Annotated in this window: 21 protein-coding genes and 2 pseudogenes; 20 read left to right on the forward strand and 3 right to left on the reverse strand. The window is 69.8% G+C overall.

All coding sequences use genetic code 11. From position 1 onward, the window contains the following. Nucleotides 1-3: 3 nt before the first annotated feature. The 7 genes from OG522_RS36255 (at nt 4) to OG522_RS36285 (ending at nt 7,837) form a co-directional block, all read left to right on the forward strand. A complete protein-coding gene (locus tag OG522_RS36255; protein WP_329467268.1) occupies nt 4-915 on the forward strand; it encodes a carbohydrate kinase family protein in 912 nt (303 codons plus the stop codon). Beyond that, nucleotides 912-2,213, forward strand: a complete 1,302-nt coding sequence (locus tag OG522_RS36260) for a cytochrome P450 (RefSeq protein WP_329467269.1) — start codon at nt 912-914, stop codon at nt 2,211-2,213. Before OG522_RS36255 ends, OG522_RS36260 begins: the two co-directional genes overlap by 4 nt. Next, entirely contained in the window at nt 2,210-2,830 is a 621-nt protein-coding gene (locus OG522_RS36265) for a hypothetical protein (protein WP_329467270.1), read from the forward strand. The genes OG522_RS36260 and OG522_RS36265 overlap by 4 nt, the downstream gene beginning before the upstream one ends. Before the next feature lie 10 nt (nt 2,831-2,840). Then, nucleotides 2,841-3,914 carry a DegT/DnrJ/EryC1/StrS family aminotransferase gene (locus tag OG522_RS36270; protein ID WP_329467271.1) on the forward strand — a complete coding sequence of 358 codons (1,074 nt, stop codon included), beginning with the start codon at nt 2,841-2,843 and terminating at the stop codon, nt 3,912-3,914. A 32-nt stretch (nt 3,915-3,946) separates the two neighbouring features. Continuing rightward, entirely contained in the window at nt 3,947-5,191 is a 1,245-nt protein-coding gene (locus tag OG522_RS36275) for a glycosyltransferase family 4 protein (protein WP_329467272.1), read from the forward strand. A 4-nt stretch (nt 5,192-5,195) separates the two neighbouring features. Further along, nucleotides 5,196-5,513: an acyl carrier protein gene (locus tag OG522_RS36280; protein WP_329467273.1), complete on the forward strand. Its 318-nt coding sequence runs from the start codon at nt 5,196-5,198 to the stop codon at nt 5,511-5,513. Nucleotides 5,514-5,620: 107 nt separating this feature from the next. Further along, nucleotides 5,621-7,837, forward strand: a complete 2,217-nt coding sequence (locus tag OG522_RS36285) for a peptidase domain-containing ABC transporter (protein ID WP_329467274.1) — start codon at nt 5,621-5,623, stop codon at nt 7,835-7,837. Here OG522_RS36285 and OG522_RS36290 read toward each other — a convergent pair. Together OG522_RS36290 and OG522_RS36295 are read right to left on the reverse strand one after the other, a co-directional pair. Next, on the reverse strand, nt 7,793-8,833 hold the full coding sequence (locus tag OG522_RS36290; protein WP_329467275.1) for a hypothetical protein: 1,041 nt from the start codon (nt 8,831-8,833) through the stop codon (nt 7,793-7,795). The two genes, OG522_RS36285 and OG522_RS36290, sit on opposite strands and share 45 nt — an antisense overlap. A gap of 3 nt (nt 8,834-8,836) precedes the next feature. After that, entirely contained in the window at nt 8,837-9,622 is a 786-nt protein-coding gene (locus OG522_RS36295; RefSeq protein WP_329467276.1) for a hypothetical protein, read from the reverse strand. A 332-nt stretch (nt 9,623-9,954) separates the two neighbouring features. Between OG522_RS36295 and OG522_RS36300 the strand changes: the two genes are divergently transcribed. The 12 genes and pseudogenes from OG522_RS36300 to OG522_RS41350 all read left to right on the forward strand — a co-directional run. Next, nucleotides 9,955-10,854: a diiron oxygenase gene (locus tag OG522_RS36300; RefSeq protein WP_329467867.1), complete on the forward strand. Its 900-nt coding sequence runs from the start codon at nt 9,955-9,957 to the stop codon at nt 10,852-10,854. Further along, entirely contained in the window at nt 10,851-12,443 is a 1,593-nt protein-coding gene (locus OG522_RS36305) for an AMP-binding protein (protein ID WP_329467277.1), read from the forward strand. Before OG522_RS36300 ends, OG522_RS36305 begins: the two co-directional genes overlap by 4 nt. After that, on the forward strand, nt 12,440-13,402 hold the full coding sequence (locus OG522_RS36310; RefSeq protein WP_329467278.1) for a thiamine pyrophosphate-dependent dehydrogenase E1 component subunit alpha: 963 nt from the start codon (nt 12,440-12,442) through the stop codon (nt 13,400-13,402). The genes OG522_RS36305 and OG522_RS36310 overlap by 4 nt, the downstream gene beginning before the upstream one ends. Next, nucleotides 13,399-14,415 carry an alpha-ketoacid dehydrogenase subunit beta gene (locus OG522_RS36315; RefSeq protein WP_329467279.1) on the forward strand — a complete coding sequence of 339 codons (1,017 nt, stop codon included), beginning with the start codon at nt 13,399-13,401 and terminating at the stop codon, nt 14,413-14,415. Before OG522_RS36310 ends, OG522_RS36315 begins: the two co-directional genes overlap by 4 nt. Next, nucleotides 14,408-15,556: a 2-oxo acid dehydrogenase subunit E2 gene (locus OG522_RS36320; protein WP_329467280.1), complete on the forward strand. Its 1,149-nt coding sequence runs from the start codon at nt 14,408-14,410 to the stop codon at nt 15,554-15,556. The genes OG522_RS36315 and OG522_RS36320 overlap by 8 nt, the downstream gene beginning before the upstream one ends. Next, nucleotides 15,543-16,697: a nucleotidyltransferase family protein gene (locus tag OG522_RS36325; RefSeq protein ID WP_329467281.1), complete on the forward strand. Its 1,155-nt coding sequence runs from the start codon at nt 15,543-15,545 to the stop codon at nt 16,695-16,697. The genes OG522_RS36320 and OG522_RS36325 overlap by 14 nt, the downstream gene beginning before the upstream one ends. Before the next feature lie 70 nt (nt 16,698-16,767). After that, nucleotides 16,768-17,571 (forward strand): inositol monophosphatase family protein, encoded by an 804-nt coding sequence (locus tag OG522_RS36330; RefSeq protein ID WP_329467282.1) that lies wholly within the window; start codon nt 16,768-16,770, stop codon nt 17,569-17,571. 205 nt (nt 17,572-17,776) lie between these two features. Continuing rightward, nucleotides 17,777-19,138: a condensation domain-containing protein gene (locus OG522_RS36335; protein ID WP_329467283.1), complete on the forward strand. Its 1,362-nt coding sequence runs from the start codon at nt 17,777-17,779 to the stop codon at nt 19,136-19,138. A 74-nt stretch (nt 19,139-19,212) separates the two neighbouring features. After that, nucleotides 19,213-20,367 (forward strand): hypothetical protein, encoded by a 1,155-nt coding sequence (locus OG522_RS36340; protein ID WP_329467284.1) that lies wholly within the window; start codon nt 19,213-19,215, stop codon nt 20,365-20,367. A gap of 167 nt (nt 20,368-20,534) precedes the next feature. Continuing rightward, nucleotides 20,535-21,473, forward strand: coding sequence for a JmjC domain-containing protein (locus tag OG522_RS36345; protein ID WP_329467285.1), 939 nt, complete (start codon nt 20,535-20,537; stop codon nt 21,471-21,473). A 158-nt stretch (nt 21,474-21,631) separates the two neighbouring features. Further along, nucleotides 21,632-22,927, forward strand: coding sequence for an MFS transporter (locus tag OG522_RS36350; RefSeq protein ID WP_329467286.1), 1,296 nt, complete (start codon nt 21,632-21,634; stop codon nt 22,925-22,927). A 58-nt stretch (nt 22,928-22,985) separates the two neighbouring features. Then, nucleotides 22,986-23,258, forward strand: a pseudogene (locus OG522_RS41350) (transposase); the annotation flags it as partial. A 200-nt stretch (nt 23,259-23,458) separates the two neighbouring features. Here the strand turns inward: OG522_RS41350 and OG522_RS36360 are convergent. Then, nucleotides 23,459-23,607, reverse strand: a pseudogene (locus tag OG522_RS36360) (IS5/IS1182 family transposase); the annotation flags it as partial. Between the two features lie 145 nt (nt 23,608-23,752). On the opposite strand from OG522_RS36360, the gene OG522_RS36365 reads away from it, so the two are divergent. Continuing rightward, nucleotides 23,753-24,712, forward strand: a complete 960-nt coding sequence (locus OG522_RS36365) for an aldo/keto reductase (RefSeq protein ID WP_329467288.1) — start codon at nt 23,753-23,755, stop codon at nt 24,710-24,712. The last annotated feature ends 99 nt before the right edge of the window (nt 24,713-24,811 follow it).

Raw genomic sequence — 24,811 nt, forward strand, 5'->3', positions numbered from 1 at the left:
CGGATGCCGTCACTTTCGCCGCACCGCGCCGACATCCTCGTCGTCGGCGGGATCAACATGGACCTCCTGCTGTGGGCCGACCGACTGCCCGACGACGACGATTCGGTGTGGACCAGCAGGCCCGCTGAGCGCCGGCACGGCGGACACGCGGCCAACTGCGCCCACGCCCTCGCCGTCACCGGCTGCCGGGTCGCATTGGTCGGCACGGTCGGCCGGGACGCCGAGGGCACGGCGCTGATCGCCGCGCTCGCCGAGAGGGGCGTGGACGTGACGCCCGTACGGCGCACCGAGGAGGCCCTCACCGGGCACGTGGTCGTCTCCTCGCTGGGCGGGCGCCGGTTCATGGTCATGGACCGGGGGGCCAACGCGTTGCTCGCACCCGAGGACGTGACACGGGCCTTGCGCCGCATCCGCCCCTCCGTCGTCGTGGTCTTCGACCCGCCGCCCGCGACCGCTGTCGCCGCCCTGACGGCGCGTCCGCCGGGCACCGTCACCATCGCGGCACCCGGCGGCACCCTGATCCGGGACCCGGCGGTCCTGCGGGCGCTGGACGGAGTCGACTGGCTGGTGACCAACGCCCCGGAGCGGCGTTCCATGGACGCCCTCGTCGATGAGGGCGCCCAACTGCCGTCCACACCGCACCTGGTGACCACGCTGGGCGCCGCTGGGGTCCGGCTGTGCCGGGGCCGGAGGTCCGTCGCACTGCCCGCCCCACGGGTGGAGCAGGCGGTCGACGCGCTGGGCGCGGGCGACGCGTTCGTGGCGGGGCTCGCCCAGGCGGTCGCGGCCGGGACCGCCCCGGAGGAGGCCGCCCACCGGGGGCAGCTGCTGGCGGCCAGGGTCCTCAAGGTGCCGGGCGCCCGGCTGCCGCACCCCCCGGCGCCCAGCGCCGGCCGACCAGTGGAGGGCCCGTGACACGGAACGACCCGATCCCCGGCATCGATCTCGCCGACGCACGCCTGTACGCGACCACCGACACGGACGCGCTCTTCGCCGACCTGCGCAGGGAGCATCCGGTCTTCTGGCACGGACCGAAGAGCACCGAGGGCTTCTGGTCGGTGACCCGTCACACGGACGCCGTACGCGTCTACCGCGACCCCGCGGCGTTCTCGGCGGAGCACGGCATGACCATCGACACCGTGCACGGGGGCCCGGACCCGGCAGCCGGACGGATGCTCGAAGTGACCGATCCGCCGCGCCACACCCGCCTCAGGAAGGTCATCGGCTCGCTCTTCACCGCGGGTGCGGTGGCCGCCCTTGAACCGGAGATAGGCCGGGTCGTGCGGCGGCTGCTGACCGAGGTGCGCGACGCCGACGAGCCGTTCGACTTCGTCGCGCGGGTCTCTTCCCGGATGCCCGCACGGATTGCCGGGGTGCTCCTCGGGCTGCCCGACGAAGACATGGACTGGATCGCGGAGAAGACCTCGCAGGTCTTCCTGTCGGGCTCCGTACCGCAGGTCCCCGGCGGCCCCAGCCCGCGCGCGGTCGCCGAGCAGGCCAACGCCGACCTGCTCGGCTACTTCGCCAAACTGATCCAACGCCGGCAGCAGTCGGGCCAGGGCGGCGGCCTGATCCGTCAGCTGCTGAGCGAATCGGTGAACGGCGAGAGCCTCACTCTCCCCGAGGTGATGGTCAACTCCCTCAACCTCGCCATCGCGGGCACCCAGACCACCCGCAACACGATGGCCGGTGCGCTCTCCGCACTGCTGCGGTTCCCGGCGAGCTACCAGGCGTTGCGCGACGAACCGGAGCTGATCCCGTCCGCCGTGGAGGAGGCGGTCCGTTGGGCCACCCCGGTGCGCCACGTCGCCCGCACCACGATCCAGGACGTGGAGATCGGCGGCCGGCGTATACGCGCCGGGGAGCCGGTGGTGGTGTGGGCCTACTCCGCCAACCGGGACGAAGAGGTGTTCCGGATGCCGCACGTCTTCGACGTCCGCCGCCACCCCAACCCCCATCTCGGCTTTGCCCGGGGCACTCACAGCTGCCTCGGCGCGGCGCTGGCCAGGCTCCAACTCCGCGTCGCCATCCGTACGTTGACCGAGCTGTTCGCCGACGGTGAGCCGGCCGGGCCACCCGTGCGGACGCTGTCGAACTTCCTCGCTGCCTACCAGGAACTTCCGGTGCGACTGCGGGCCGCCGAGGGCTCGCCACCCGGCTGCCCGGCCACCGCGGAGAACACCGTCCCCTCCACGACTGGAGCCCAGCCATGAGCAGTCCGGTGACCGTGTCCGCGCTGGCCCGCGCCAAGGGTCTCGACCCGCAGGTGCTGGCCGGTTACGCCGTGCACGACGTACCGCAGGGCGTGCGCATTCCGTACGCGTCGCCGGACGGCGTGCCCCGCCGTGCAAGGCTGCGCACGGCACTGCGGGGTGCCGACGGCTCCATCTGGGAGGACTCCGGTGCGCCGTTGGGCGCCTACTGGCACCCGAGCGTTCCCGCACTGCTGCGCGGGCGTCCGAAGATGCTGCTGGTCGAGGGCGAGTCCGACTGCTGGACCGCCTGGTCCCAGGGGGTCGCTGCCCTCGGTGTCCCCGGCGGCGACGCCTGGGACACGATCGGCCCCGGCCATCTGGCGGGGGCGGCGGAGATCCACGTGGTGGTGGAGCCCGGGGACGATCCCAGGACGTACCCGCGGGGAGTCCACGCCTACGTCGCCGGGGTGGTGGAGCGGCTGCGGGCGATTGGCCACCGCGGTGAGATCCGGCGCCTGCAACCGCCCCAGGGCCTGGACGACATCAATGCCCTCTACCGAGCGGACCCCGCCAGCTTCACCGCCCGGGTCGGGGCACTGATGGCCGGCAGCCGCCCGGCCGTGGAGAACGGGTGATCAGGTGAGCATGCGCATACCCCTGTCCTCGGTCGCCCTGACCGGGCTGGAGACCGCTTACGCCCACGACGCGCTGGCCTCCGGATGGATCTCCGGCACCGGCGCCTATCTGGAACGCTTCGAGGCCGCGCTCGCCGAACGCACCGGCCGGTCGCACGTCATCGCGGTCAACAGCGGTACCTCGGCGCTCCAACTGGCCCTGCTGGCCTTGGACATCGGGCCGGGCGACGAGGTGATCGTGCCCGCCCTGACCTTCGTAGCACCCGCCGCCGCCGTGCGCGCGGTGGGAGCCCGCCCGGTGCTCTGCGACATCCACCCGCGCACCTGGACCCTCGACCCGGACTCCGCGGCTCGCGCGATGACCGCACGGACCAAGGCGATCGTGGCGGTGGACCTCATGGGACACCCGGCGGACTTCGACGCGCTCGCCCGCCTGGGCGTCCCGGTCGTGGAGGACGCCGCGCAGGCGCACGGCGCCCGGTACCGGGGCCGACCGGTCGGCGCGGAGGGCATCGCCTCGGTGTTCAGCTTCCACGCCAACAAGGCCGTCTCCACGGGGGAGGGCGGCTGTGTCGCGGTGGACGACGCCGGGCTGATGGAGCGGATGCGGCTGATCGCCAACCACGGGATGTCCACGGCCCGCCCCTATTGGCACGAGCTGGTCGGCCACAACTTCCGGATGACCAATCCGACCGCCGCCATCGGGCTCGGCCAGGTGGAGCGCTGGGACGAACTGGTCGCCGCCCGCCGACGCGTCGCCGACCAGTACACCGAGAAGCTGCGGGACACGCCACTGGGCCTGCGACCGGTGGCGCCCTGGGCCACCTGGGGCTGCTGGCTGTACTCGGTGACCACGCCGCGCCGTGCCGAACTCGTCGCGGCGCTGCGGGCCCGGGGGATCGACGCGCGCGGCATCTGGCCCGCGCTGACGTCGCTCGCGCTGTACCGGGAGGCCGGGCCGCCGTGCCCCGTGGCGGAGGAGGTCTCGGCCACGACGGCGTGGCTGCCCACCTTCGCCGACATGCCGGCGAAGGCCGTGCAGGACGTGGTGGACGCCGTGCGGGACGTGGTCGAAACGTGGTGAGGGGACAACCGAACGATGGGGACAACGAACGAATGAAGCAGGATGTGCAGCTCAACTTCCACGCCAATGTGCGGGGGAAGGGGTCGTACGCGATCGTCGCCCGCGAGATGGTCGTGGCGCTGTGGCGCCTTGGCATCGACGTCGTCGTCGAACCGGACCTGGCCGGTGAGCGCTTCAAGGTCGACGTCGGCTCCGAGCGCGAGGACGCCGTTGCCGAGGTCCTCAGGCGCCCCCGGCGCGCCCCGGACCGCCAGGTCCACATCCGGTCGCTGAGCCGCCCCAACGAACGGGAACTCGCGGCGCTCTCCGGTGCCGGGGGAACGGCGGCGCCGACGGTGCCCGGCGCGCTGAACGTGTGCCTGTACGCCATCGACGGCACTCGCCCCGACCCGTACGCCCAGTACGGTCCCGAGCAGCCCTGGGACCTGCTGGGCATGCCGTCCACCCACTCGGCGCGGGCACTGCTGACCGACGGCGTCGACCCGCACCGGGTCGGCGTGGTTCCCCAGGGCGTCGACACCCGGGTCTTCCACCCGGACGTCACGCCTCTGGACCTGCCGGCCACCCGTTCGTTCCGCTTCCTGCTCAACTCGACTCCATGGATCGACAGGAAGAACATCAAGGCGGCCTTCGAGGCCTACTTCACCACCTTCGACGGCACCGACGACGTCTCGCTGGTGGTGCACTGCCCGGTCAAGGAGTCCAAGGCTGTCCACGCGGACGGCACCATCGAGACCACCCCCGTCCACGAGGGCATCCGGGACATCGGGCTTCAGGTCCAGCGGGAGACGGGCAGCGACGCCCACGTCCACTACCTCTTCGAGGACCTTTCCCTGGCAGACGTCGCCCGGCTCAACCGGGCCTGCCACTGCCTCGTGCATCCGCACCGGGCCGAGGCTTTCTGCCTGACCATCGCCGAGGCGATGGCCTGCGGCCTGCCCACGATCGTCACGCCCTGGGGCGGCAACACCGACTACTGTTCCCCCGAGACCAACCTGCTCATCCCCTTCTCGCTGGTCCACAGCGTCCGGGCCAGCGAGCTGAGCTGGGCCGAGCCGGAGCGGTCGCCCATCGAGTGGGCCGAGCCACGTGTGGACGGCATCCGGAGGTGGATGCGGTGGGCCGTCGAGCACCAGGACGAGGCTGCCGCGATGGGACTGCGGGCCGCCCAGCACATCCAGCGTGACTGGTCCTGGGAAAAGGCCTGTTGGCGGCTGATCGACATCCTGCGAGACCGCTTCGGCGTCACCGTCGCTCGCTTCCCCGGGAAGGGGTGATCCCATGACCGACTCCGCTTCGCCCGTGCCCGCGTGGTTCGCGCGGTTCGGGCAGATCGTCAAGGACACCTGCCCGGATCCGCAGGCCGGCGAGGAGCCCGATCTCGCGCTGCCGATGGCCGACCTGGGCATCGACTCGCTCGGGATCGTGAATCTCGTGGTGGTCATCGAGGACGAGTACGGCCTCATGTTCCCGCAGGACCTGCTGGTGCCCGAGGTCTTCGCCACGCCCCTGACGCTCTGGGACGCCCTGCGCGAGCACCTGCTCGGCCTGGACGCGACGGTCCCGGTATCGCAACCGTCCGCCCGCCCGGCGAGTTGACAGGAAAGGTGGTTCATCCAGTGCTGGAACACGGAGCTCGCATCCTGGGACGGGCAAGGAGGATCTGGCCGTTTCGGTCCGGCCGACGTCGTGAGGCACGGCTGCGCATGCCGTTCGTACCGCAGCAGGAGATCAGCGACTGCGCGGCGGCCTGCCTGGCGATGGTCTTCGCCTTCCGGAGGGTCAGCGCAGACTTCGACCGGCTGCGGACGCTCCTCGCGCCGACCCGGGGCGCGGTATCGGCACGGCGCATCGCCGAGGTGGTCCGCGCCCACGGCCTGACCGCCAAGGGGGTCCGAGCCCCCTTGAAGGGGCTCGGCGAACTGCCGCCCGGCAGCGTGCTGTTCTGGAACCGTACCCACTTCGTGGTGCTGCGCCGGCTCACCCGCCGCTATCTGGTGGTCATGGACCCGGCGGTGGGGCCGCGGCACGTCCCGCTGGACACAGCCGCCCGGCTGTACTCGGGGATCGCCATCAAGGTCGAGCCGGGTGAGGGCGCCACAGCGGCGGCCGCCGGCTTCGCCGCGCCCGCGAAGCGCCGGCCGTGGCGGCACATCCGGCTGTTCCTCAACGGCGGCCGGCTGGCGTCCGCGATCCTCGCGATCTCCGCCGTGCTGGTGGCGGCGACCCTGGCACTGCCGCTGGTCACGGACTGGCTGGTGTCCTCGGTCCTGCCCCGCCAGGAGTTCGGTGACGCCTACGTCCTGGGCATCGGATGCCTGGTGATGGTCGCCACGGTGCTGGCGCTCCAGGTCGCCCGGGGACTCGGAGTGGTCCGGATGGAGGCGCGGATGGACGAGCACGCCACCCTGACACTTCTGGACCGGGTGCTGGCACAGCCGTACCACTACTTCACGCGCCGCTCCATCGGCGACATCAACATGCGGGTACGCAGCACCGAGTACCTGCGACAGCTGATGTCGGCGACCACCTTCACCAGCATCTTCGACGGTGCCCTGGTCGTCATCGACCTGGTGATCGCCTTCTGGTTCGACCCCGTGGCCGGCGCTGTGCTGCTGGCCCTGGCCTTCGTCGCGGCCGCCGTGCTTCTGACGGGCTTCGCCTACCAGAAGCGCCGTGCGGGAGAACTGATCGAAAGTCAAGCCCGCAGTCAGGCCGAGCTGACGGAGATCCTCAGCGGCGTGAAGACGATCAAGAGCGGCGGTCTTGAGACGCACGTCCGTGAGCGTTGGCGCACCAGTCTGCGCCAGGAGATAGACAGCCGGGTCCGCCAGCGCACGGTGAACGCGCTGACCACCTCGGCGGCGGGTGCGCTCGCCTTCGGCGGGCCGCTGGTCATGCTCTACGTGTGCACACTGCGTTACCTGGACGGGGCGCTGGAGCTGGGCCGGATGCTGGCCGTGGTGTCCCTGTCCTCCATGGTGTTCGCGCTGTTGGGTTCCTTCATCACGTCCTTCCTGGGACTCGCTTGGGTGGACCGGGCACTGCGCAGGGTCGACGACGTGATGCGCGCGGTGCCCGAACAGGCCGAGCCGCGGCCCGAGTTCGCCGGCGGCATCGAGAGCGTCGGGCTGCGCGGTGTGACCTTCCGCTACGACAGCGGGGAGCGGCCGGTGCTGGCGGGAGTCGAGCTGCGCATCGACGCCGGTGAGACGGTCGGGATCGCCGGGCCCTCGGGCTCGGGCAAGTCGACCCTGGCGATGGTGCTCGGCTTGCTGCACGCGCCGGACGAGGGACAGGTCGTCATCAACGGAGCCGACGCGGCCCAGTGGGACCTGACGTCCCTGCGGCGCTGCTTGGGCATCGTGACCCAGGAGGCGACGCTGTTCGCGGGCACCATCCGCGAGAACATCCTCATCGGCAGCACCGGCGTCGGGGAGGAGGAGATGCGCGAGGCGGCGAGGACGGCCGAGATCGACGAGGAGATCATGTCGTTGCCGCTCAAGTACGACACGGTTCTGCCGTTCAACGGTGCGACCCTGTCCGGTGGCCAGCGCCAGCGGATCGCCATCGCCCGTGCGGTCGTCCGCCGGCCGGGGCTGGTGATTCTCGACGAGGCCACCAACGCGGTGGACCACGCGTGCGAGCGTCGCATCATCGAGAACCTCAGGGCGTGGGGCGGTGCGCAGATCTTCATCACGCACCGTCGCGAGATGCTGACGCTCGCAGACCGGGTGCTCACCGTGAGGTCCGGCGGTGTCGTCGAGACCGGTGCCGACGCGGAGCACCTCGTGGCGTCCGGGCGGGTGGCCGACGGGCACCGGGTGGTGGACCCGGTGCCCGATCGGTCCGGGGAGGTGGCCGTGTTCCCCGGGGTGTCAGCAGTGCCCGACGACGGCCGCCATCAGCGCGGCGACGTCTGAGACGCCGGACAGATGCCAGTCGACCCGCAGGGCGGGAACCGAGCCGCACAGCTTGTCCAGCTGCTCGGACTCGCTGTCGAGATAGTCACTGAACCGGTGCAGGGAGCCGCCGACCATGTCCCAGACGTCGTACTTCATGCCGTACGTGTTCAACGGCCAGGCGAAGTGGTCGACGAGCGCTCGGGCCTCGCGCGGGGTGACCGGCTCGACGGACCGGTCACCCCGCCCCGAGTGGTCCAGGATCACGATGGCGTCCGGCGCGCCCGCCGAGGGGGCGAGCCGGAACCCGGCGTCGACCGGGTCGATCACGGATTCCCGGCCCTCGAAGTGCGGGGAGGTCTCGGCTCGCGCGAACAGCCAGTCGTATGCCGGGTCGGGCCGCACACGTATCGAACTGGTCACGCCGATGGTCGAGTCGGGCGCCAGCAGGACGTGGGTGTTGGACACGAACGTCGCCCCGGCCCCGCTGGCGAGCAGCGACAGGAAGGTCTTGCCGCCGCCGCCCCGGCCGACGACGAGCAGGGTCCGGTCCTCGGCCACGATGGCGCCGGCCTTGAGATGGAGCCGGCCGGAACGGTGGGCGTGCCGGGTCAGCGCCACCTTGACGAAGTAGGACCAGAAGACCTTGCTCGGGTCGCCGCCGATCACATAGGTGGCGTCCTCGGTGACGAACAGAAGGGCCGGAGCGCCGTGATGGTGCGTCAGATAGAAGCCGTCGCGGAAGCGTTCGGCTCGGAAGCCGCGGTCCGCGTGGCGGGTGACCTCGCCGAGGACCGGCTCGGCGAGGTCTTCGGGCCGCATCCAGAAATAGTGGTGGCGCCGGGTGGCCGTGGCCCAGGGCGCGGCGGCGCGGACGGTGCGGGAGAAGTAGCGGTTGGCCGGGAACGGCGACACGGTGGCGTGCACCGCGAGGTCCAGGTCGCCCATGAGGATGTGTTCGCGGGTGGTGTAGTCGACCTGCGTACGCAGGTGTTCCAGCAGCTCGTAACGATGCAAGGGTCAGTCCTCCTTGGGCGGGGCGAGATGATGCGACCAGGCAGTCGCATCGGTGTCCGGGATGGCGGCCCGGTAGCCGGCGAAGTGGGTCCGGGCCGTGTGGGCCGCCACGACGAGGCGGTCCCAGGAGCCGACGTGGCGGGCGGTGAGGACCTCGGCGAGCACTCGCTGAGCGGCGCGGGCCAGCCGGGCCGGGTCGGTGGGCAGCCCGAGCGAGAGCCGCGCGGTGTCGAGGTCGAGCTCGTGGTGCCCGGTCTCGTCCCGAAGCTCCTTGAGCCGGGACAGCACGGCGGCGCGCTCCTCCTCCGGGGGGCGTGGATCGGCGGTCAGTTGCCGGATTCCGTGGCCGTCGAGGAACACCGCCAAGTCCCTGACCACGTCGATGGGTTCGTCGGGGGAGTGGACCAGAGTGAGCACGGAGGCGCGGGCCGCGGACAGGACGTGGCGCAGCTGATCAGGAGTGCGGCGGTCCGGGTCGCTGGGCCCCTTGCGCGCCCGAAGGTCCAGGCACACGGGTTCGGCTGTCGGCCGGGTGGCGCGCAGGAGGATCAGCAGGCCCGGCCTGTCCACCAGCACCCGGTCCATCATCGTGATGCGGTCGCGCGTGGCGATGTTCAACTGGTAGCGCCACACCTCCCGCACCAGGTGGCGGTCGAACCGCACCTCCGCGTGTCCGACAGGCGTGAGGCCCCACTGCCGGAGCAGGTCGAGCAGCAGCTCGCCCCGGCCGGCGGCGATGGCGTCGGGGCGCAGCACCAGCGGGACGTGCCGCCAGGTGAACCGCCGCACCTCGCCAGGCGTACCGAATATGCCGACAAGTTCTTCCCAGGCATCCCGGAAATAAGGGTCGACCGCATATCGGGAGGTCTTTTCGGATGAGGTGGTGAGACCGTCGATGATTGATGTCGTCCGGATCATGTCTGAGGACACTAACACGGTTGGGTGAATGGTCCAGAGGGTGTATCCAGTATGTCCTGGAGATTCCTTGATTTCGTTTCCGGCCGGGGCGGGCGGTGTGAGTGTGCTCTGTTTCTACCATCGGCATTGACCCCCGATCTTCGTGTTGCTACGGTTGCCGAACCGCGGGTCGCGCGTCAATGAGGAGATAATACGTGCATGAGATGGATACGGCTGTGGCGGTCGAGTCGAATTCCAGTGCGCTAATTGGCCTGGTGCCGCTTGTGACTCGTCTCAGCAATTCGTCACGTAAGTCGAGAGGCGATGTGCACACCGTCCTCACCTGGCCTGATGTGGTGTCGAGTGAGGAGCACTGGTTGAGCCCGGAGCTCTCTTCGTGCTACGGAAGCGAGGTGTGGGACTCCCTTGCCGATGAGGCCAGAAGGAAACTCACGCGCTGCGAGCTGGTGAATTTCTTCAGTATTAGTGTAGATCTGGAGCGCGAACTGGTGGCGGAAGTCGCCGCCCGTATCTATACGCCCAAATATATGCCTGTCTCGGAATTTCTGTATGACTTCTTGGCGGAAGAGAATGACCATATGTGGTTGTTCTCCGAGTTCTGTGCGCGCTATGCGGGAGGACTTTCGGAGACGGGGTGGCGGCCGATACTGCCGACCGGAAAGACGTCGGGCCAGGTCGAGGAGCTGACGCTTTTTGGGCGCATTCTCATCGCCGAGGAGATATGTGACTGGTACAACGTCAGGCTCGCCGCCGACGAAAGGCTCCCGCAGATCGTCAGAGCCATCAATGACGTCCACCACCGCGACGAGTCACGCCACATCGCCTTCGGCCGGAAACTCGTCCAGGCCCTCGCCGCGGACGCACCCCCCGAGGCCCGGCGGCAGGCCGGCGCCTATCTGGAGCGGTACGTGGACGTCTGCGTGGCGACCCTGTACAACCCGCTGATCTACCGGGACGCGGGCATCGAACGCCCCGCTGCGGTGCGCAAGGCGGTCAGGGCCACGCCGGGGCGCCGGGACATCGATGCGCAACTCACCGCGCGGACGCGCAAGTTCCTGGTGTCGGCCGGCCTGGGCGGGGACTCCGCGGGGGAGCCCCGGTGAGCGGCGCGACGGGCGCCCCGGCCGAAACCACCACCGGGGAGCTCCGCCTGGAGGACCGGGTGCGGCGCACCGCACTGCGCCATCCCGGGCGCGAGGCCCTGCGCATCGGCCCCCGTCGGCTGACCTATGCGGAACTGGTCGGCGCGGCGGACGACTGGGCGGCCGTCCTGCGTTCGGCACACCCCGACGGGGAGCCACAGCGGATCGCCGTGCTCGCCGAACGCGGCCACACCGGCTACGTCGGCATCCTCGCCGGGCTGATCGCGGGGGCCACCGTCTGCCCCCTGGACCCCCAACTGCCCACCGCCAGACTGTTGGACATGCTGCGGGACTGCCCCCCGGACTGCGTGATCGCCGACGGTTCCGGCGTCCGGGCGCTCGCCGCCGTCGCCGCGCAGCGGCCTGTCCCGCCGGTGTACGCACCCGAGGTGGCCCCGTCCGAACTGGCCGCCGCGAAACTGGCACCGCTGGACGGGCACGCCGCGCGCCCCCTGGGCCCCCGCCGACAGCCGGCCCGGACCGCCTACGTCCTGTTCACCTCGGGTTCGACCGGCCGTCCCAAGGGAGTGCCGATCACCCACGCCAACATGGACCACTTCCTCACGGCCGTGCTCGACCGGTACCGCTTCACCGCCCAAGACGTCTTCACCCAGACCTTCGGCCTCACCTTCGACCTGGCTTTCTTCGACCTCTTCGTGACCTGGGCCTGCGGCGGGACGCTCGTCTACACCCCGCCGGCCGCGTTCGCCCGGATCGGGGAGTTCGCGGCCCGCGAGGGGATCACCGTCTGGTTCTCGGTGCCGAGCGCGATCGACACGGTTCGGCGGTTCGGCGGCCTGACTCCCGCCAAGCTGCCCACGCTGCGCTGGAGCCTGTTCTGCGGCGAGCCCCTCACCTGGGAGGACGCGGACGCCTGGCACCGGGCGGCGCCGCACTCGGCGGTGGAGAACGTCTACGGGCCGACCGAGGTCACCATCGCCTGCTCCGCCCACCGCTGGGACCCCGACCCGGCGGAGGCCGGACCGCACGGCACCGTCCCCATCGGCTGCCTCTTCCCGGGCCTCGACCACCTGCTCATCGACGAACTCGGCCAAGTCGATTCACTGGAGGGCGAATTATGTGTCGCGGGACCGCAGACCTTCGACGGGTACCTGAACCGCGCCGACGACGAGGGCCGCTTCGTCCGGCGGGCCGGCCGGGACTGGTACCGGACCGGCGACCTCGTACGGAAGGGCGGGGACGGGCGGCTGTTCCACCTCGGCCGTACGGACCACCAGACCAAGATCCGTGGCTACCGCATCGAACCGGCCGAGATCGAGTACCGCATCCGGTCCGTGCCCGGCGTACGGGCGGCGGCGGTCCTCGCAGTGGGCAAGGGAGCTGAACGCAGGCTGACCGCCTGGTACGTCGGTCCCGGCGTCCCGGCGGACCTGGTCGGGCAACGGCTGCGGGAGGTGCTGCCCGGCTACCTGCTGCCCGGCTCGTACATCGCGCTGGAGCGGTTGCCGCTCAACAGCCGCGGCAAGGTCGACCGAATGGCGCTGGCCGCGACGGCTGCCGCGGAGCCGAGGGGAGACGTGCGCACATGACCGGCACGGACACCGCGGCGGAACTCTCCGCCATCGGCGCGGACGACCTGCGGCTGCTGCTGCTCATTCGGCACTTCGAAGAGGCCCTGCTCGCGCTCTTCGAATCCGGGCGGATCACCGGAACCACGCACACCTCCATCGGCCAGGAGTACGTACCCGTGGCGCTCAGCCCGCTGCTTGACGCCGGCGACACGGTACTCAGCAACCACCGGGGCCACGCCCACTACCTGGCCCGTCACCCGGACCCCGAGGCGCTCCTGGCGGAGATCCTCGGCCGTGCGGGTGGCCTGTGCGCCGGGGTGGGCGGCAGCCAGCATCTGCACCGGCCGGGCTTCTTCTCCACGGGAGTGCAGGGGGAAAGCCTGCCGGTCGCGGTCGGCATGGCCCTGCACACCCGGCGCGTCGCGCCCCAGGGGCTGGTCCTGGTGTACATCGGTGACGGCACCTGGGGCGAGGGCGCGGTCTACGAGGCGCTGAACATGGCGGCACTGTGGGCCGTTCCGCTCGTGGTCGTCGTCGAGAACAACGGCATCGCGCAGTCGACGCCGCTCCACGCCCACATGGCGGGCACTGTCGCGGGGCGGGCCGCGGCCTTCGGGTTGCAGCACCGCGAAGTCACGGCTCAAGAACCCGGGCGCATCCGCCGCCAGGTCGCGCCCGTGCTGCGGGCGGTGCGTGACGGCGGCGGCCCGGCAGTGATCGAGTTCCGCACTGCCCGGATCGGCCCCCACAGCAAGGGGGACGATCCGCGCAGCGCGCGGGAACTCGCGACGCTGCGCGACGGTGACTGGTACACGCGGTACGAGCGCTGCCACGACGAACGGTTCGGTGCCCTGGACGCCGAGCAGCGTGCCCGGGTCGCGGACGTCGTCGGCCGCGTCCTCGCCGCGCCGTTGTCCGAATGGCAGCCCGGCCGGACACCCGCACCCCACCTCGCCGGACACGGGGGGAGCCAATGAGCGGCGGCCCGCGCCTGGTGGACGATCTCAACCGGGCCCTGCACACCGTGATGGCCGAGGACGACCGGCTGTACCTGCTCGGCGAGGACATCGCGGACCCGTACGGCGGTGCCTTCAAGGTGACCCGCGGTCTGAGCACGGCCTTCCCCGGACGCACCCTCTCGACGCCGATCAGCGAACAGGCTCTCCTCGGCGTCGCCAACGGCCTCGCCCTACAGGGGGACCGGGCCATCGTCGAGATCATGTTCGGCGACTTCGCGGCACTCGCCTTCGACCAGCTCCTCAACGTCTCCGGCAAGGCCGGCGACATGTACGGGGACGGACTGGCCATGCACCTGGTGGTCCGCTGCCCGAGCGGGGGCTACCGGGGCTACGGGCCAACCCACAGCCAGAGCCTGCAGAAGCACTTCATCGGCATCCCGAACCTCCAGCTCTTCGAGCTCACGCCGTTTCACCCCAACCGCGAGGTGTTCCGGCACATGCTGGGGCTCGGGAAGCCGTGCCTGTTCTTCGAGGAGAAGACGCTGTACGCCACGAAGGCCGGAGCTGCCCGGCGGCGCGACGTCCCCTTCGCGTGCCGGCTCACCGGGGCGGCGCCGGGCACCGCCCTGCTGTCCGTCGAGGAACCCGAACAGGCCGACTGCCTGATCGTCGCTCCCGGAGGCATGGCGCACCTGGCTCTTGAGGCCGCCGAGTTGCTGCTCCTGGAGGACGAGCGGGTGGCCACCGTCGCCGTCCCTTCCCGGCTGTATCCGCTGGACGTCGACCCCCTCGCCCGGATCGCGGCACGGACCGGCCGCGTCCTGGTCGTCGACCAGGGAACCGGAGGGGGCACCTGGGCCGAGACCGTCGCCCACCAGTTGCACACCAGGCTGTGGGGGCGGTTGCACCGCCCCGTCGCCATCGTGCACTCGAAGGAGTCGGTGATTCCCGCGGCCGGGCATCTGGAGCGCCGGGTGCTGGTGCAGCGGGACTGGATCACGGCCGTGCTCAGGGAGCTGCTCGATGTTTGACATCGCCGTACCGAGGCTGAACAGCAACGACGCGACGGCCACCGTCGTGGAGTGGCGAGCGGCCGACGCCGAGAACGTCCAGCAGGGCGATGTCGTGGCCGTGATCGAGACGGCCAAGGCGACAGCGGAACTGGAGGCCCCTGCCTCCGGTGTCGTGCGCCACGACGTGCCCGAGGGGGCGGAGGCCGAACCCGGCAGCGTGATCGGCCGGATCTGCCCGGACCGGGCGGCCTGGGAGGCCGCCGAGCGCCTGGCGGAGCACGAAGCGGCACCACAGGACCTCGTACTCACCCGGGCGGCACGCGAGTTGGCGAGACGGCACCGCCTCGGCGAGGAAGAGCTGCGGGGTCTCGGCCGCAGACTGGTCCGCGAGGCGGACGTCGCCGCACTGGTGCCGGGGAACTCCGCCACCGACGGCCCGCGCGTGCGGCTCTCCGCACGCCAGCGCGAGATCGCCGCGACGGTGAGCCGGGTGCACCAGCAGGTCCCGCAGGCCTCACTGGTGATGAAGGCGGACGCCACGGCGCTGTCGGCGGTGCTCGACCGAGCCCGGCGTGACCGACGGACGCGGCTGGGCCTGACGGAGCTGGTCATCAAGTCCGTGGCCTCGCTGCGCGGCCGGTTCCCGCGGTGCTTCGCGCGGTTCGACGGCGGCGATTCCTATGAGCTGCTGCCCGGCGCCCATGTCGCCGTCACTGTGGACACCGGGTCGGGACTGTTCCTTCCGGTGGCCCGGGACGCCGACACGGTCTCGGTCGCGGACCTCGGGCAGTGGCTGCTGACCTGCGCGGTGCGAGCCGCCAGGGACCGGTTCGAACTCGCGGACTTCGCCGGCGCCAACGTAGCACTCAGCCTTCATACGGAACCGGGCGTGGTGCAGGCCCTACCTCTCATCCCGCCGGGCCTGGTCGGCGCCGTCACGCTGTGCGGCCCGTCGGACGAAGTGGCCCTCGACGACTCGGGGCGGGCATACCGCCGCCCGGTCGTCCACCTGGGGCTCGCCTACGACCACCGCGTCGTCAACGGCCGCGAGGCCATGACATTCCTGACCGCGCTCCGGGACACCCTGGAGTCGGCCCACCAGCTCGGCGCACTGATCGACGGCGCCAAGGAAGGAACCAGTGGCCATGACGCCGACTGAACAACGCACGTCGATGCCGCCGGAGCACGAGCTCCTGCTCACCGCAGTGAAGGTGACGTTCACACCGGATGATCGGGAGCGCTGCCGCAAGCTCATCGAGTCCGCCTGGGAGACGCTGGACTGGGGGTTCCTCCTGGACCAGGCGGGCCGGCACCGTGTCCTGTCGCTGTTCGGCAAACGGCTGAACGAGATCTGGCCGGACACCGACGAGCCCTTCAACCTGCCCCACCGCAACGTGCTGCGCCGCTACCACCATGCGAACAGGGCGCGGAACGAAGCGCTGCTGCGCGAGCTCGAGACGGTGGTCCGGTGCCTCGCCGACGCGGGCGTGCGGCCCGCCCTGCGCAAGGGGGCGGTGCTGGCGAGCGAGCTGTACCGCGATCTCGGCGCCAGGGAGATGGGCGACATCGATCTGCTCGTGGACCGTGCCGAGCTCGCCGCCGCTCGCAAGGCCCTGGCCTCGCTGGGGTACACGGAAGGACGGGTGGAGGACTTCGGCCGGACGCTGGTGCCGGCCACCCGGCAGATCCAGGTGTACTGGTCGCTGCACGGCAACGGCGTGCACTTCTGCCGGCCGACGGGGGAGCTGTTCGTCGACACCCATCTGATCGAGTTGACGTACGACCTGTTCCTGCCGGACAGCGGGTCCAGCGTCACGGCCGGCGACCTGCGTCCCCATCTGGAGCGCCACCGGCTCAACGGGGTGGAGACCGACAAACTGACCCTTCCCGCCTGCCTGTTGGACATCTGCGCGGACATCTATCTGAAGGCCACCACGCTCTACTACATCGAACGATCGGGGGACCTGCAGCTCGCCAAGTTCGTCGACCTGGTGGGACTGATGACCGAGTTCGGCTCGTCCGAGGTCGCCCGTCAGCTGCACGAGCTGGCCTCCCGCTTCGACGTACTGTCCAAGGTGTCCTTCAGCATCCAGCTCGCGGCCGAGCTCCTGGACCCCGACCCGGCACCCGACAGCGGGCTGCGGCCCTTCGTCGACCAATTCCCACTGGTGGCGTCCGAACTGCGCTCCTACGGCGTGGCCGACGGTGTCTCGGGCTCATGGGACGTGCCCGTACGGGAGCGGATCTTCGACAACGAACGTTTCAAGCGGGTGCCCAAGTCGCGCACCCCGCAGCGATGAACACGCCTCCGGAGCGGTGAGCACACGCGACGCGCACGGTGGGCCCGGCGGGACAAGTGGAGGAAGAGACATGGGAGAAGTCACCGGCGAGCAGGCGGTGACCGTGGCGCGCTCGGCCGTACGACAGGCGGGCACGCTGCTGAGCGAGCTGGCGGGCACCAGCGCCGCCGACGCTCGGCTGAAACACGGCTACGAGGTGGTGACCGAGGCCGATCTGCGCTCGGACGAGCTGATCCGGGCGGTGATCCGCGCGGAGCACCCCGACCACCGGGTGATCAGCGAGGAGAACTGGGAGGGCTGGCAGGAGGGGATGTTCGACGGGCCGACCTGGGTGGTCGACCCCCTGGACGGGTCGGTGAACTTCGCCCACAACCATCCCTACGTCTCGGTCTCGGTGGCGTACGTCGTCGACGGAGTCGTCCAGGCGGGCGCGGTGTGCGCTCCGTTCCTCGGCCAGGTCTTCGACGCGGTACGCGGCGGGGGAGCCCGCTGCAACGGCGAGCCGATCGCAGCCAGCGCCACGGCGACGCTGGCCGACGCACTGGTCGGCACCGGATTCCCGCACGAACGAACGCAGTTGGACGGTGTCATGGAACGGATCAGACGCCTGGTCTCGCACTGCCGTGACATTCGCCGGGCAGGCTCGCCGGCCCTCGACATCTGCTGGGTGGCGGCGGGACGGCTCGACGCGCACACCGAAAGCCTCGGGCCGTGGGACGTCGCTGCGGCCGGCCTGATCGCCACCGAGGCAGGAGCATGCCGCACCAGCCTGCTGCCGGAGTCCATTCCGCTGCCGTCGGACCTGGCCGGCGCCGGATTCATGGTGGCCGCGCCCGGAGTTTATGAAGAACTGGTCCGACTCCTCTCCAAATAATTTCGGATTCCCCTTGACGGGCTATCGCGGAGCTGTGAGTATTTAATTGCCCAATCCCCGGAAAGAGAAATAGGGTGGTGAATATGAGTCAGGACTACGAGATCGTCGACATTGCAGAGCTGAGTGACGACGAACTGGATGCGGTGCTGGGTGGAAACGGCACGCTGGAGCCTCTTCGCAACTGCATCTAACGACGCATGAGGGGGTGACGTCGGAGAAATTCCGGCGTCACCCCTGCCGACCGATCTGGAAAAGGAGCGAGGTCATCGAACAGGCGCCACTCACTTTCGCTCAGGAGACCCAGCAAAGCCTGCTGATGCGATGGCCCGAGCTGCGCTCTGCCCGGCACGCAACCTACCGGCTCGTGGGGCCGCTCGACGTCCCCCGCCTCGTGCGGGAGTTCCAGGGGATCGTCCGGAGGAACGAGGCGTTGCGCGTCGTGATTGACGAGGCCGACGGCGTTCGCCGACAGGTGGCGCGTCCGGTGGTTGAGGAGGGCTTCCCGTTGAGTGTGCAGCAGATCAACTGCCGCTCGGAGGAGCAGTTCACGCGCTACGTCACCAAGGTGCTGAAGGAAGACCTGGTCGCGCCGTTCGACATCGCGAAACAGTATCCGTTCAGGTGCCGGGTCTTCCGTTTCTCCGAGGAGTGCCACGCCCTCACCATCTCGGTCGAGCATTCGGCGATCGACTACCGCGGCATGCACCTGCTGACCACACAACTGTGGGAGCGGTACGCCGACGGGGCCGGGCCCTCTGAACCCTCGATGGGGTTCCTGCAAGCCGCCCGGCAGCAGCGCGATCGGTGCGGCGAACGGACCGCCGAAGCGGCGAAGCGGCACTGGCGGAACAAGATCGCCGCGCTGCCGCAGAGCTGTGTGTTCGCCACGAGCCAGGAATCCGGTGGTGAGCGGCACCCGGACCGGCTGCTGCGCTTCCAGCTCACCGGCGCGGAGCTCGGCCGCGTAGAGGAGGCGTGCCGCCGGCTCAACCTCTCGGTGTACCAAGTGGCCCTGACCGCTTTCGCCGACACCCTGCTCCGGCTGACCGACGAGGACACCGTCGCCGTCTACATCCCCGTGGACAGTCGGGACCAGGGCGAACAGGCGGTTATTGGCATGTTCACCCTCTACCTGCCCCTCTTGATCGAACGCAGCCGCTTCGACCCGGACCGGCCGGGGAGCTGGATCTTCCGTGAGATGGTCACCGCGTTGGCCCATCGCCACGTCGACTTTCAGGCCCTGCTGCACGAGGCGGGGATCGAGGAGACGGACCGGCCCGCCGACCGGCACCGCTGCGTCGTCGCGAACTACCTCGACCACGGCGCCAACGACCGCGCCCCGTCGCACTTCGACGAACGGGCCGGCCTGCGCCGTGACCGCGGCCATTACGACCACCCGGGCCGGCGTGGAATCGACATGGAGCTGGCCGTGCACCGGTACGCCGACATGGTCGAGCTGGAGCTCTTGTTCTCGGGTCTGCATTTCAGCGGGGAGCATGCTGAACGGGCGATGAGGCAATTCACTCGTGAATTTGAAAGGCAATTGGGCGACGGGGGTACGGTGTGACGGAAATAGTTGTGACGCTGCGCACGCCGGTGCCGTCCGAAAGGGCTCCCGAGATCGCGCAGCGGATTTTCTTCGTGTCTTCCGCCGTCACGGGATTTGAACTGGTCGAGCGGGATGCGGCGGTGTGCGCCGTGGTGCTGCACGGTGACGAAGAGCTGGACGAGGAATCCCTGTCCGAAAGAGTGAACCTCGTCGTCGAGAACGACGTCGTCAAGCAGCAATTCGTGCCGCCGCGCACGATCTGGCGGTCATCCCACTCAAGGGCCGCCGACGACCGCGTCTTCGCGGAACTGGCCGCGGCGGGCACGGTGGCGGAGCTCGGCGAGGGCCAAGTCGCCATGGGAGAACCACTGATCGGCCTGACCGAGTACTTCGACCTGCGGATCCGGGAACTCGTCAACACGCTGTTCGACGCGAGGGAGTTCCGCTACCCGACCCTGGTGCCGAGGCAAGTGCTCCAGGAGTCGGGGTACTTCCACTCCTTTCCCCAGCACCTGATGTTCGTCACCCGGCTGCACAGCGACATCGACACCTACCGGGACTTCCGCACGCGTCAACTGGAATCGGGAGGTCTGGACGGCTCCCTGCTCGGCCTGTGCGACGACGTCGACTACTGTCTCCCGCCAACGATGTGCTACCACACCTTCGGCCAGTATCGAGGGCGCGCCATCGGCCCGGCCCTCCTGCACACCGTCACCTCCAGGGGGAAGTCCTTCCGCTACGAGTCGCGCTACGCGACGACGCTGGAACGGCTGTGGGACTTCACCATCCGCGAGACCGTCTTCATGGGCGAGCGCATCGCGGTCCTCCAAGCCCGCGAGCGGCTGATGAAGGCCGCCTTCGGCCTCGTCGAGGAGCTGGGCCTGACCGGTTCCTGCGAGGTCGCCAACGACCCCTTCTTCGGCGAAGCCGATACTCCGCTGCGGATCTGGTCCCAGCGGCTGCTTGAGCTGAAGTACGAACTGCGGCTCGACGTGGCCCCCGGCCGGTCCGTCGCGGTCGGTTCCTTCAACTTCCACGACGAGTTCTTCGGCAAGGGCTTCGGCATCACCCGCACCTGGGACACCCCGGGGCCCGTCTCCAGCGGCTGCGTCGGCTTCGGCCTGGAACGTCTCGTGTACGCCTTCCTGTGCCAGTACGGAACAGACCCGTCCGACTGGCCGACCGCGGTCGCCGAGGGGTGCCGGACCAAGGGGGAAGCACCCGCCCGGACGCCGTCAGGTTCTTGACGGGGTGTGGGGTGGCCCTGGTGCACGCCATGACGGGACGGCTCGTACGTGGACCCGCTGCGGCACCCGCGTACACCGGCCGCCTTCGAGCCCGTCCGTGCCGCGCTGCCCGGCCAGTGACCGACCGCCACCCGTGAAGACTTCGCGAAACAAGGGAGACCCCTGGTATGCCGTCCCCGTTCAGCCTGACCCAAATCGTCGGTGAGGTTGAGGAGTTCATGTCGACCTGCTGGCGGCGGAAACCGGCGGTGTTCCGGCCGGCAGCACCGGTCGGGTCGCCGCTGACCCTGCCCGGTCTCGACGCCGTGCTGACGGCGGGCTTCCTCCAGCCCTGCTACGTCGAGGTGACCCGGACCGGTGAGACGGTCCCTGCGGAGGCCTACTGCACTCCCCGCACGATCCATCAGACCGCCTACCCCGGCTTCGTCGACGGCACGAAGATCCGGCGCCTGCTCGACGGCGGCAGCACACTGCTGCTGCGCTGCGTCGAGCAATGGCACGCCGACACCGCCGCGCTTGCCTCCGCCATCGGCCATGAACTCGGCCGGAAGACAGAGGCGTTCTTCTTCGTCACCCCTCCGGGCCAGCAAGGGCTCGCCATCCACCGGGACGACGCGGACGTACTGGTCCTCCAGGCCAACGGCAGCAAGCAGTGGCACATCCACAGCGGCCCGTCCGACGGCGACTGGCAGCCGGGTCCCGTCGCGGAAGACGGCCCGGAACTCCTGTCGATCCAGCTCCACCCGGGCGAAGTGCTCTACATCCCCCGGGGGTTCGCCCACTACGCCACCGGACAAGAGGGCCTGTCCGCCCACATGTCGTTCACCCTGCGGGAAGTGGGAGGCGCGCATCTGTACAAGGCCCTGCAGCGCCTCCTCGCGCAAGGCCTGCGCCTGACGCCCCGCCCGCTGGGCGACGAAGCGCTCACCGAGCAGGCACGCGCCCTGCTCGACCACATGGCGGACCGGCTGGCCCGTACGTCCCCGGAAGAGGTGGTTGCCGCGGCTCGGGCCGCCCTCCGTGCCGAGGCGCATCGGCATGTGAGCCCCGAACTATCCGTTCTCGCCCAGTCGTTGGCCGGTGAGGCAACCACCGGCGAGGGGTGAGAAGCCGCCGGTATGGATCTCAGGTCGCGGCCGGAGCATCCGCGACCGGGGAAGCCCCGGCGGAGGAACGGCAGGGCGACGGGAGTCGCCCACGTCGGTGTGTCGGTGATCAGCGGCACGGTCCGGGCCGTGAGTCCGAGAGCGGAGTTGGTGCGGGGATGGCAGTGGCGAAGGATCTGAGGGACGCCGGGTCGGAGACCGATGGTCCGAGCCTGTGGCGGCAGCGGGACTTCCTGCTGCTGTGGAGCGGCCAGACGGTCAGTGAGATGGGCTCGGCGGTCACCCAGGTCGCTTTGCCGCTACTCGCGGTCGTCGTGCTCCAGGCGAGCGCGTTCCAGGTCGGGCTGCTGACCGCCGCCACCACGGCGGCGTTCGCGTTGATCGCGTTGCCCGCGGGCGTGCTCGTGGACCGTGGCTCCAAACGTTCCATCATGATCGTCTGCAACATCCTCCGCCTGCTGATCATCGGCTCGGTACCGCTGGCGGCCGTCCTCGGCGTCGTGACGATGGCACAGCTCTACGTCGTCGCCGTCACAGCCGGTGTGTGCACGGTGTTCTTCGACGTCTCGTACCAGAGCTACGTGCCGTCGCTGATCCGCGCCGATCTCCGGATGGACGCCAACGGCAAGCTTGGGACCACTCAGGCGTTCGCGCAGCTCGGGGGACCCAGCCTTGGCGGGGGGCTGGTCGCGGCGTTCGGTGCCGCAGGGGCGATGGCGGCTGACGCCATCTCCTACGTGATCTCGGTCTTCTCGATATCCGCCATCCGGACGCGCGAAGAGCCGCCGCCCGCGCGGCGCGAGGGCGAGACGTTGCGGAGCAGTATCGCCGAAGGAATGAGATTCGTCGTCGGGCACAAGATATTGCGGAGGGTCGTGGCGTGCACGGCCACCGTGAACCTCTTCAGCGGCATGAGTTCGGCGCTGGGGACGATCTTCCTCGTCCGGGGGTTGCACGTGCGCCCCGGACTGATCGGACTGGTCGTGGCGGGCTCGGCAGTTGGCGGGATCGCCGGCGGAGTGCTGGCCGGACGGCTCGCCAAGAGGTTCGGCTCGGCCCGGATCATCTGGATGTCGGTGCTGGTGTTCAGCGCGCCGCAGGTCGTCGCGGCGGCCGCCTGGCCGGGCTGGGGAGTCCTGCTGTTCCCGCTGGGCTGGGGCATCGCGTACTTCTCCGTGATGGTGTACAACGTTGCGCAGCTCAGCTACCGGCAGTCAGTGACGCCCCCGGAACTGATGGGCCGGATGAACGCGGCCGTGCGCTGGGTCGTGTGGGGCACGCTGCCGCTCGGCAGCGTTCTCGGTGGTGTACTCGGCACCCTGCTCGGGGTCCGGCCCGTACTCTGCCTGGCGTTCATCGGTTCGTGGGCGGCCGGCTGGTTCGTGTTCTTCTCCCCGCTCCGCCACATGCGCGACGTTCCCGTCCCCGCGCCCGCCTCTGTTGCTACGGGATGACGGGTTCTTTCCGCTCCGCTACACGCACGACGCTCCTCCCGCCCGGATCCCCGTACACCACCACGGCCGCAAGGGCGAACCCGAGGGCTTCCAGGAGAAGGACTTCGCCCGCCTACTGGGCGTCGCCCACCGGCAGCTCGGCGGCAACATCGTTGTGCTGTGAGGCAGCTAGTCCCATCATGTCGATGCTGCCATGCGCGAGTTGATCGACGAGCGAGCCTGGCTGACCGCGTTCCGCTTCCCCGTACACACCCCAGACCTCAACCCCGCTGAAGGCATCTGGGCACACTCCAGGACAAGCCTGGGCAGCCTGGTCCCATGCCTTGTCGACGTCGGCCAGGGCGGTGAGGATCTGCCGGTAGGCGGGGTGGCCCCGGATGTCGGGCCGCGCCGGCTCGGCGGCGGGTGAGGACGGCGGGAGCGTGAGGAGGGTCTTGCGGGTGATGCGCAGGTTCCCGCTCTCCGCGTCGATCTTGCCGAGCTGCCGGGTGAGTTCCTCGATACGGACTCTCAACTGCCCGGCCTGGTAGGCCAGATGGCGTTGATCACGAGGGCCTGCCGCTCGTAGCGGCGGGCGAGCGGACAGAAGGCGTTCTGCCAGACGTGGGTGCGCTCCACGTGCCACCGCCGACCGGCCTGGATTGGTGCGTTCCCTCATCTCTGTGCGCGATGCAGCCGCGCCGCGGCGCGGGGACCGTGCGGTTCACAGCCTTCTCGGGGGCCCATCGACATACCCCAGTGCTGCCCGCTCTGAAGTACGCGCGCAGAAACCGGCAGTCCTGCCGACGGGGAACTCCAGGCAGCCGAGTAGACGTTGGTCTTGACGTGACTGAACTTCGCGCCCTCGGCTCGTCCGACCTTCTCGTTTCCCCCCTCTGCCTGGGCGGCAACGTCTTCGGCTGGACCGCCGACAAGACCCAGTCGGTTGAGGTGCTCGACGCCTACCTCGCCGCAGGCGGCAATTTCATCGACACCTCCGACGCATACATGAAGCACTTTCCCGAGCAGGGCAACGAGCCGGGACAGTCTGAGAGCATCATCGGCGACTGGCTCGCCGCCCGCGGCAACCGCGACGACGTGGTCGTCGCAACCAAGGTCGGCGACCACCCGAACTTCATGGGCCTTGCACCGGCCAACATCAAGGCCGCTGCCGAGGAGTCCCTGCGGCGACTGCGTACCGACCACATCGATCTCTACTACACCCATTTCGACCGGGACGAATCCATCCCCGTGGACGAGATCGTCACCGCTCTCGACGATCTCGTGAAGGCCGGCAAGGTGCGCGCCATCGCGGCCTCCAACATCAGCCCCGAACGGCTTTCTGCATCACTGGCTTTCTCCGATCGTGAGGGGCTGGCCCGCTACGTGGCTCTGCAGCCGCATTACAACCTCGTCTCACGCGACACCTACGAGGGTGCACGGCGGGACGTCGTGCAGCGCGAAGGACTGGCCTGCGTTCCGTACTTCGCGCTCGCCTCCGGCTTCCTCGCCGGCAAGTACCGTCCCGGACAGAGCATCGACAACGTGCGCAACCTTCCCGGACTCGCCGGTGGCTACGCGGACACTGAACGCGGCGTGAAGGTGCTCGACGGGTTGGAGCAGATCGCGACCCCGAGGGGGGTGGAGATGGCCACTGTGGCGCTGGCCTGGCTCGCGCAGCAGCCGACGGTGACCGCGCTGATCGCCTCCGCACGCACCGTAGAGCAGCTGCCGGCGCTCTTCGCCGCGCAGGACCTGCATCTGTCGGACACCGAGCTGCAGACCTTGACGGCAGCCTCATCCTGACCAGGGCGTGGTTGAGGGTTGAAGGCCCTGTTCGCAGGACGGGCGCAGGTCAGGTTGATCATGGAGTTGCGACGCTCTGTGATCACTTGGGAGACCTGT

Source organism: Streptomyces sp. NBC_01431 (assembly GCF_036231355.1).
In the GTDB taxonomy this organism is placed as follows: Bacteria; Actinomycetota; Actinomycetes; order Streptomycetales; family Streptomycetaceae; genus Streptomyces.

What these genes read in the sequence shown, in the direction of transcription:
- OG522_RS36285 (WP_329467274.1), top strand. Translation starts at nt 5,621, where the DNA reads ATGCCGTTCGTACCGCAGCAGGAGATCAGCGACTGCGCGGCGGCCTGC.
- OG522_RS36265 (WP_329467270.1), top strand. Translation starts at nt 2,210, where the DNA reads ATGAGCAGTCCGGTGACCGTGTCCGCGCTGGCCCGCGCCAAGGGTCTC.
- OG522_RS36255 (WP_329467268.1), top strand. Translation starts at nt 4, where the DNA reads ATGCCGTCACTTTCGCCGCACCGCGCCGACATCCTCGTCGTCGGCGGG.
- OG522_RS36300 (WP_329467867.1), top strand. Translation starts at nt 9,955, where the DNA reads ATGGATACGGCTGTGGCGGTCGAGTCGAATTCCAGTGCGCTAATTGGC.
- OG522_RS36280 (WP_329467273.1), top strand. Translation starts at nt 5,196, where the DNA reads ATGACCGACTCCGCTTCGCCCGTGCCCGCGTGGTTCGCGCGGTTCGGG.
- OG522_RS36270 (WP_329467271.1), top strand. Translation starts at nt 2,841, where the DNA reads ATGCGCATACCCCTGTCCTCGGTCGCCCTGACCGGGCTGGAGACCGCT.
- OG522_RS36345 (WP_329467285.1), top strand. Translation starts at nt 20,535, where the DNA reads ATGCCGTCCCCGTTCAGCCTGACCCAAATCGTCGGTGAGGTTGAGGAG.
- OG522_RS36320 (WP_329467280.1), top strand. Translation starts at nt 14,408, where the DNA reads ATGTTTGACATCGCCGTACCGAGGCTGAACAGCAACGACGCGACGGCC.
- OG522_RS36275 (WP_329467272.1), top strand. Translation starts at nt 3,947, where the DNA reads ATGAAGCAGGATGTGCAGCTCAACTTCCACGCCAATGTGCGGGGGAAG.
- OG522_RS36310 (WP_329467278.1), top strand. Translation starts at nt 12,440, where the DNA reads ATGACCGGCACGGACACCGCGGCGGAACTCTCCGCCATCGGCGCGGAC.
- OG522_RS36315 (WP_329467279.1), top strand. Translation starts at nt 13,399, where the DNA reads ATGAGCGGCGGCCCGCGCCTGGTGGACGATCTCAACCGGGCCCTGCAC.
- OG522_RS36350 (WP_329467286.1), top strand. Translation starts at nt 21,632, where the DNA reads ATGGCAGTGGCGAAGGATCTGAGGGACGCCGGGTCGGAGACCGATGGT.
- OG522_RS36330 (WP_329467282.1), top strand. Translation starts at nt 16,768, where the DNA reads ATGGGAGAAGTCACCGGCGAGCAGGCGGTGACCGTGGCGCGCTCGGCC.
- OG522_RS36325 (WP_329467281.1), top strand. Translation starts at nt 15,543, where the DNA reads ATGACGCCGACTGAACAACGCACGTCGATGCCGCCGGAGCACGAGCTC.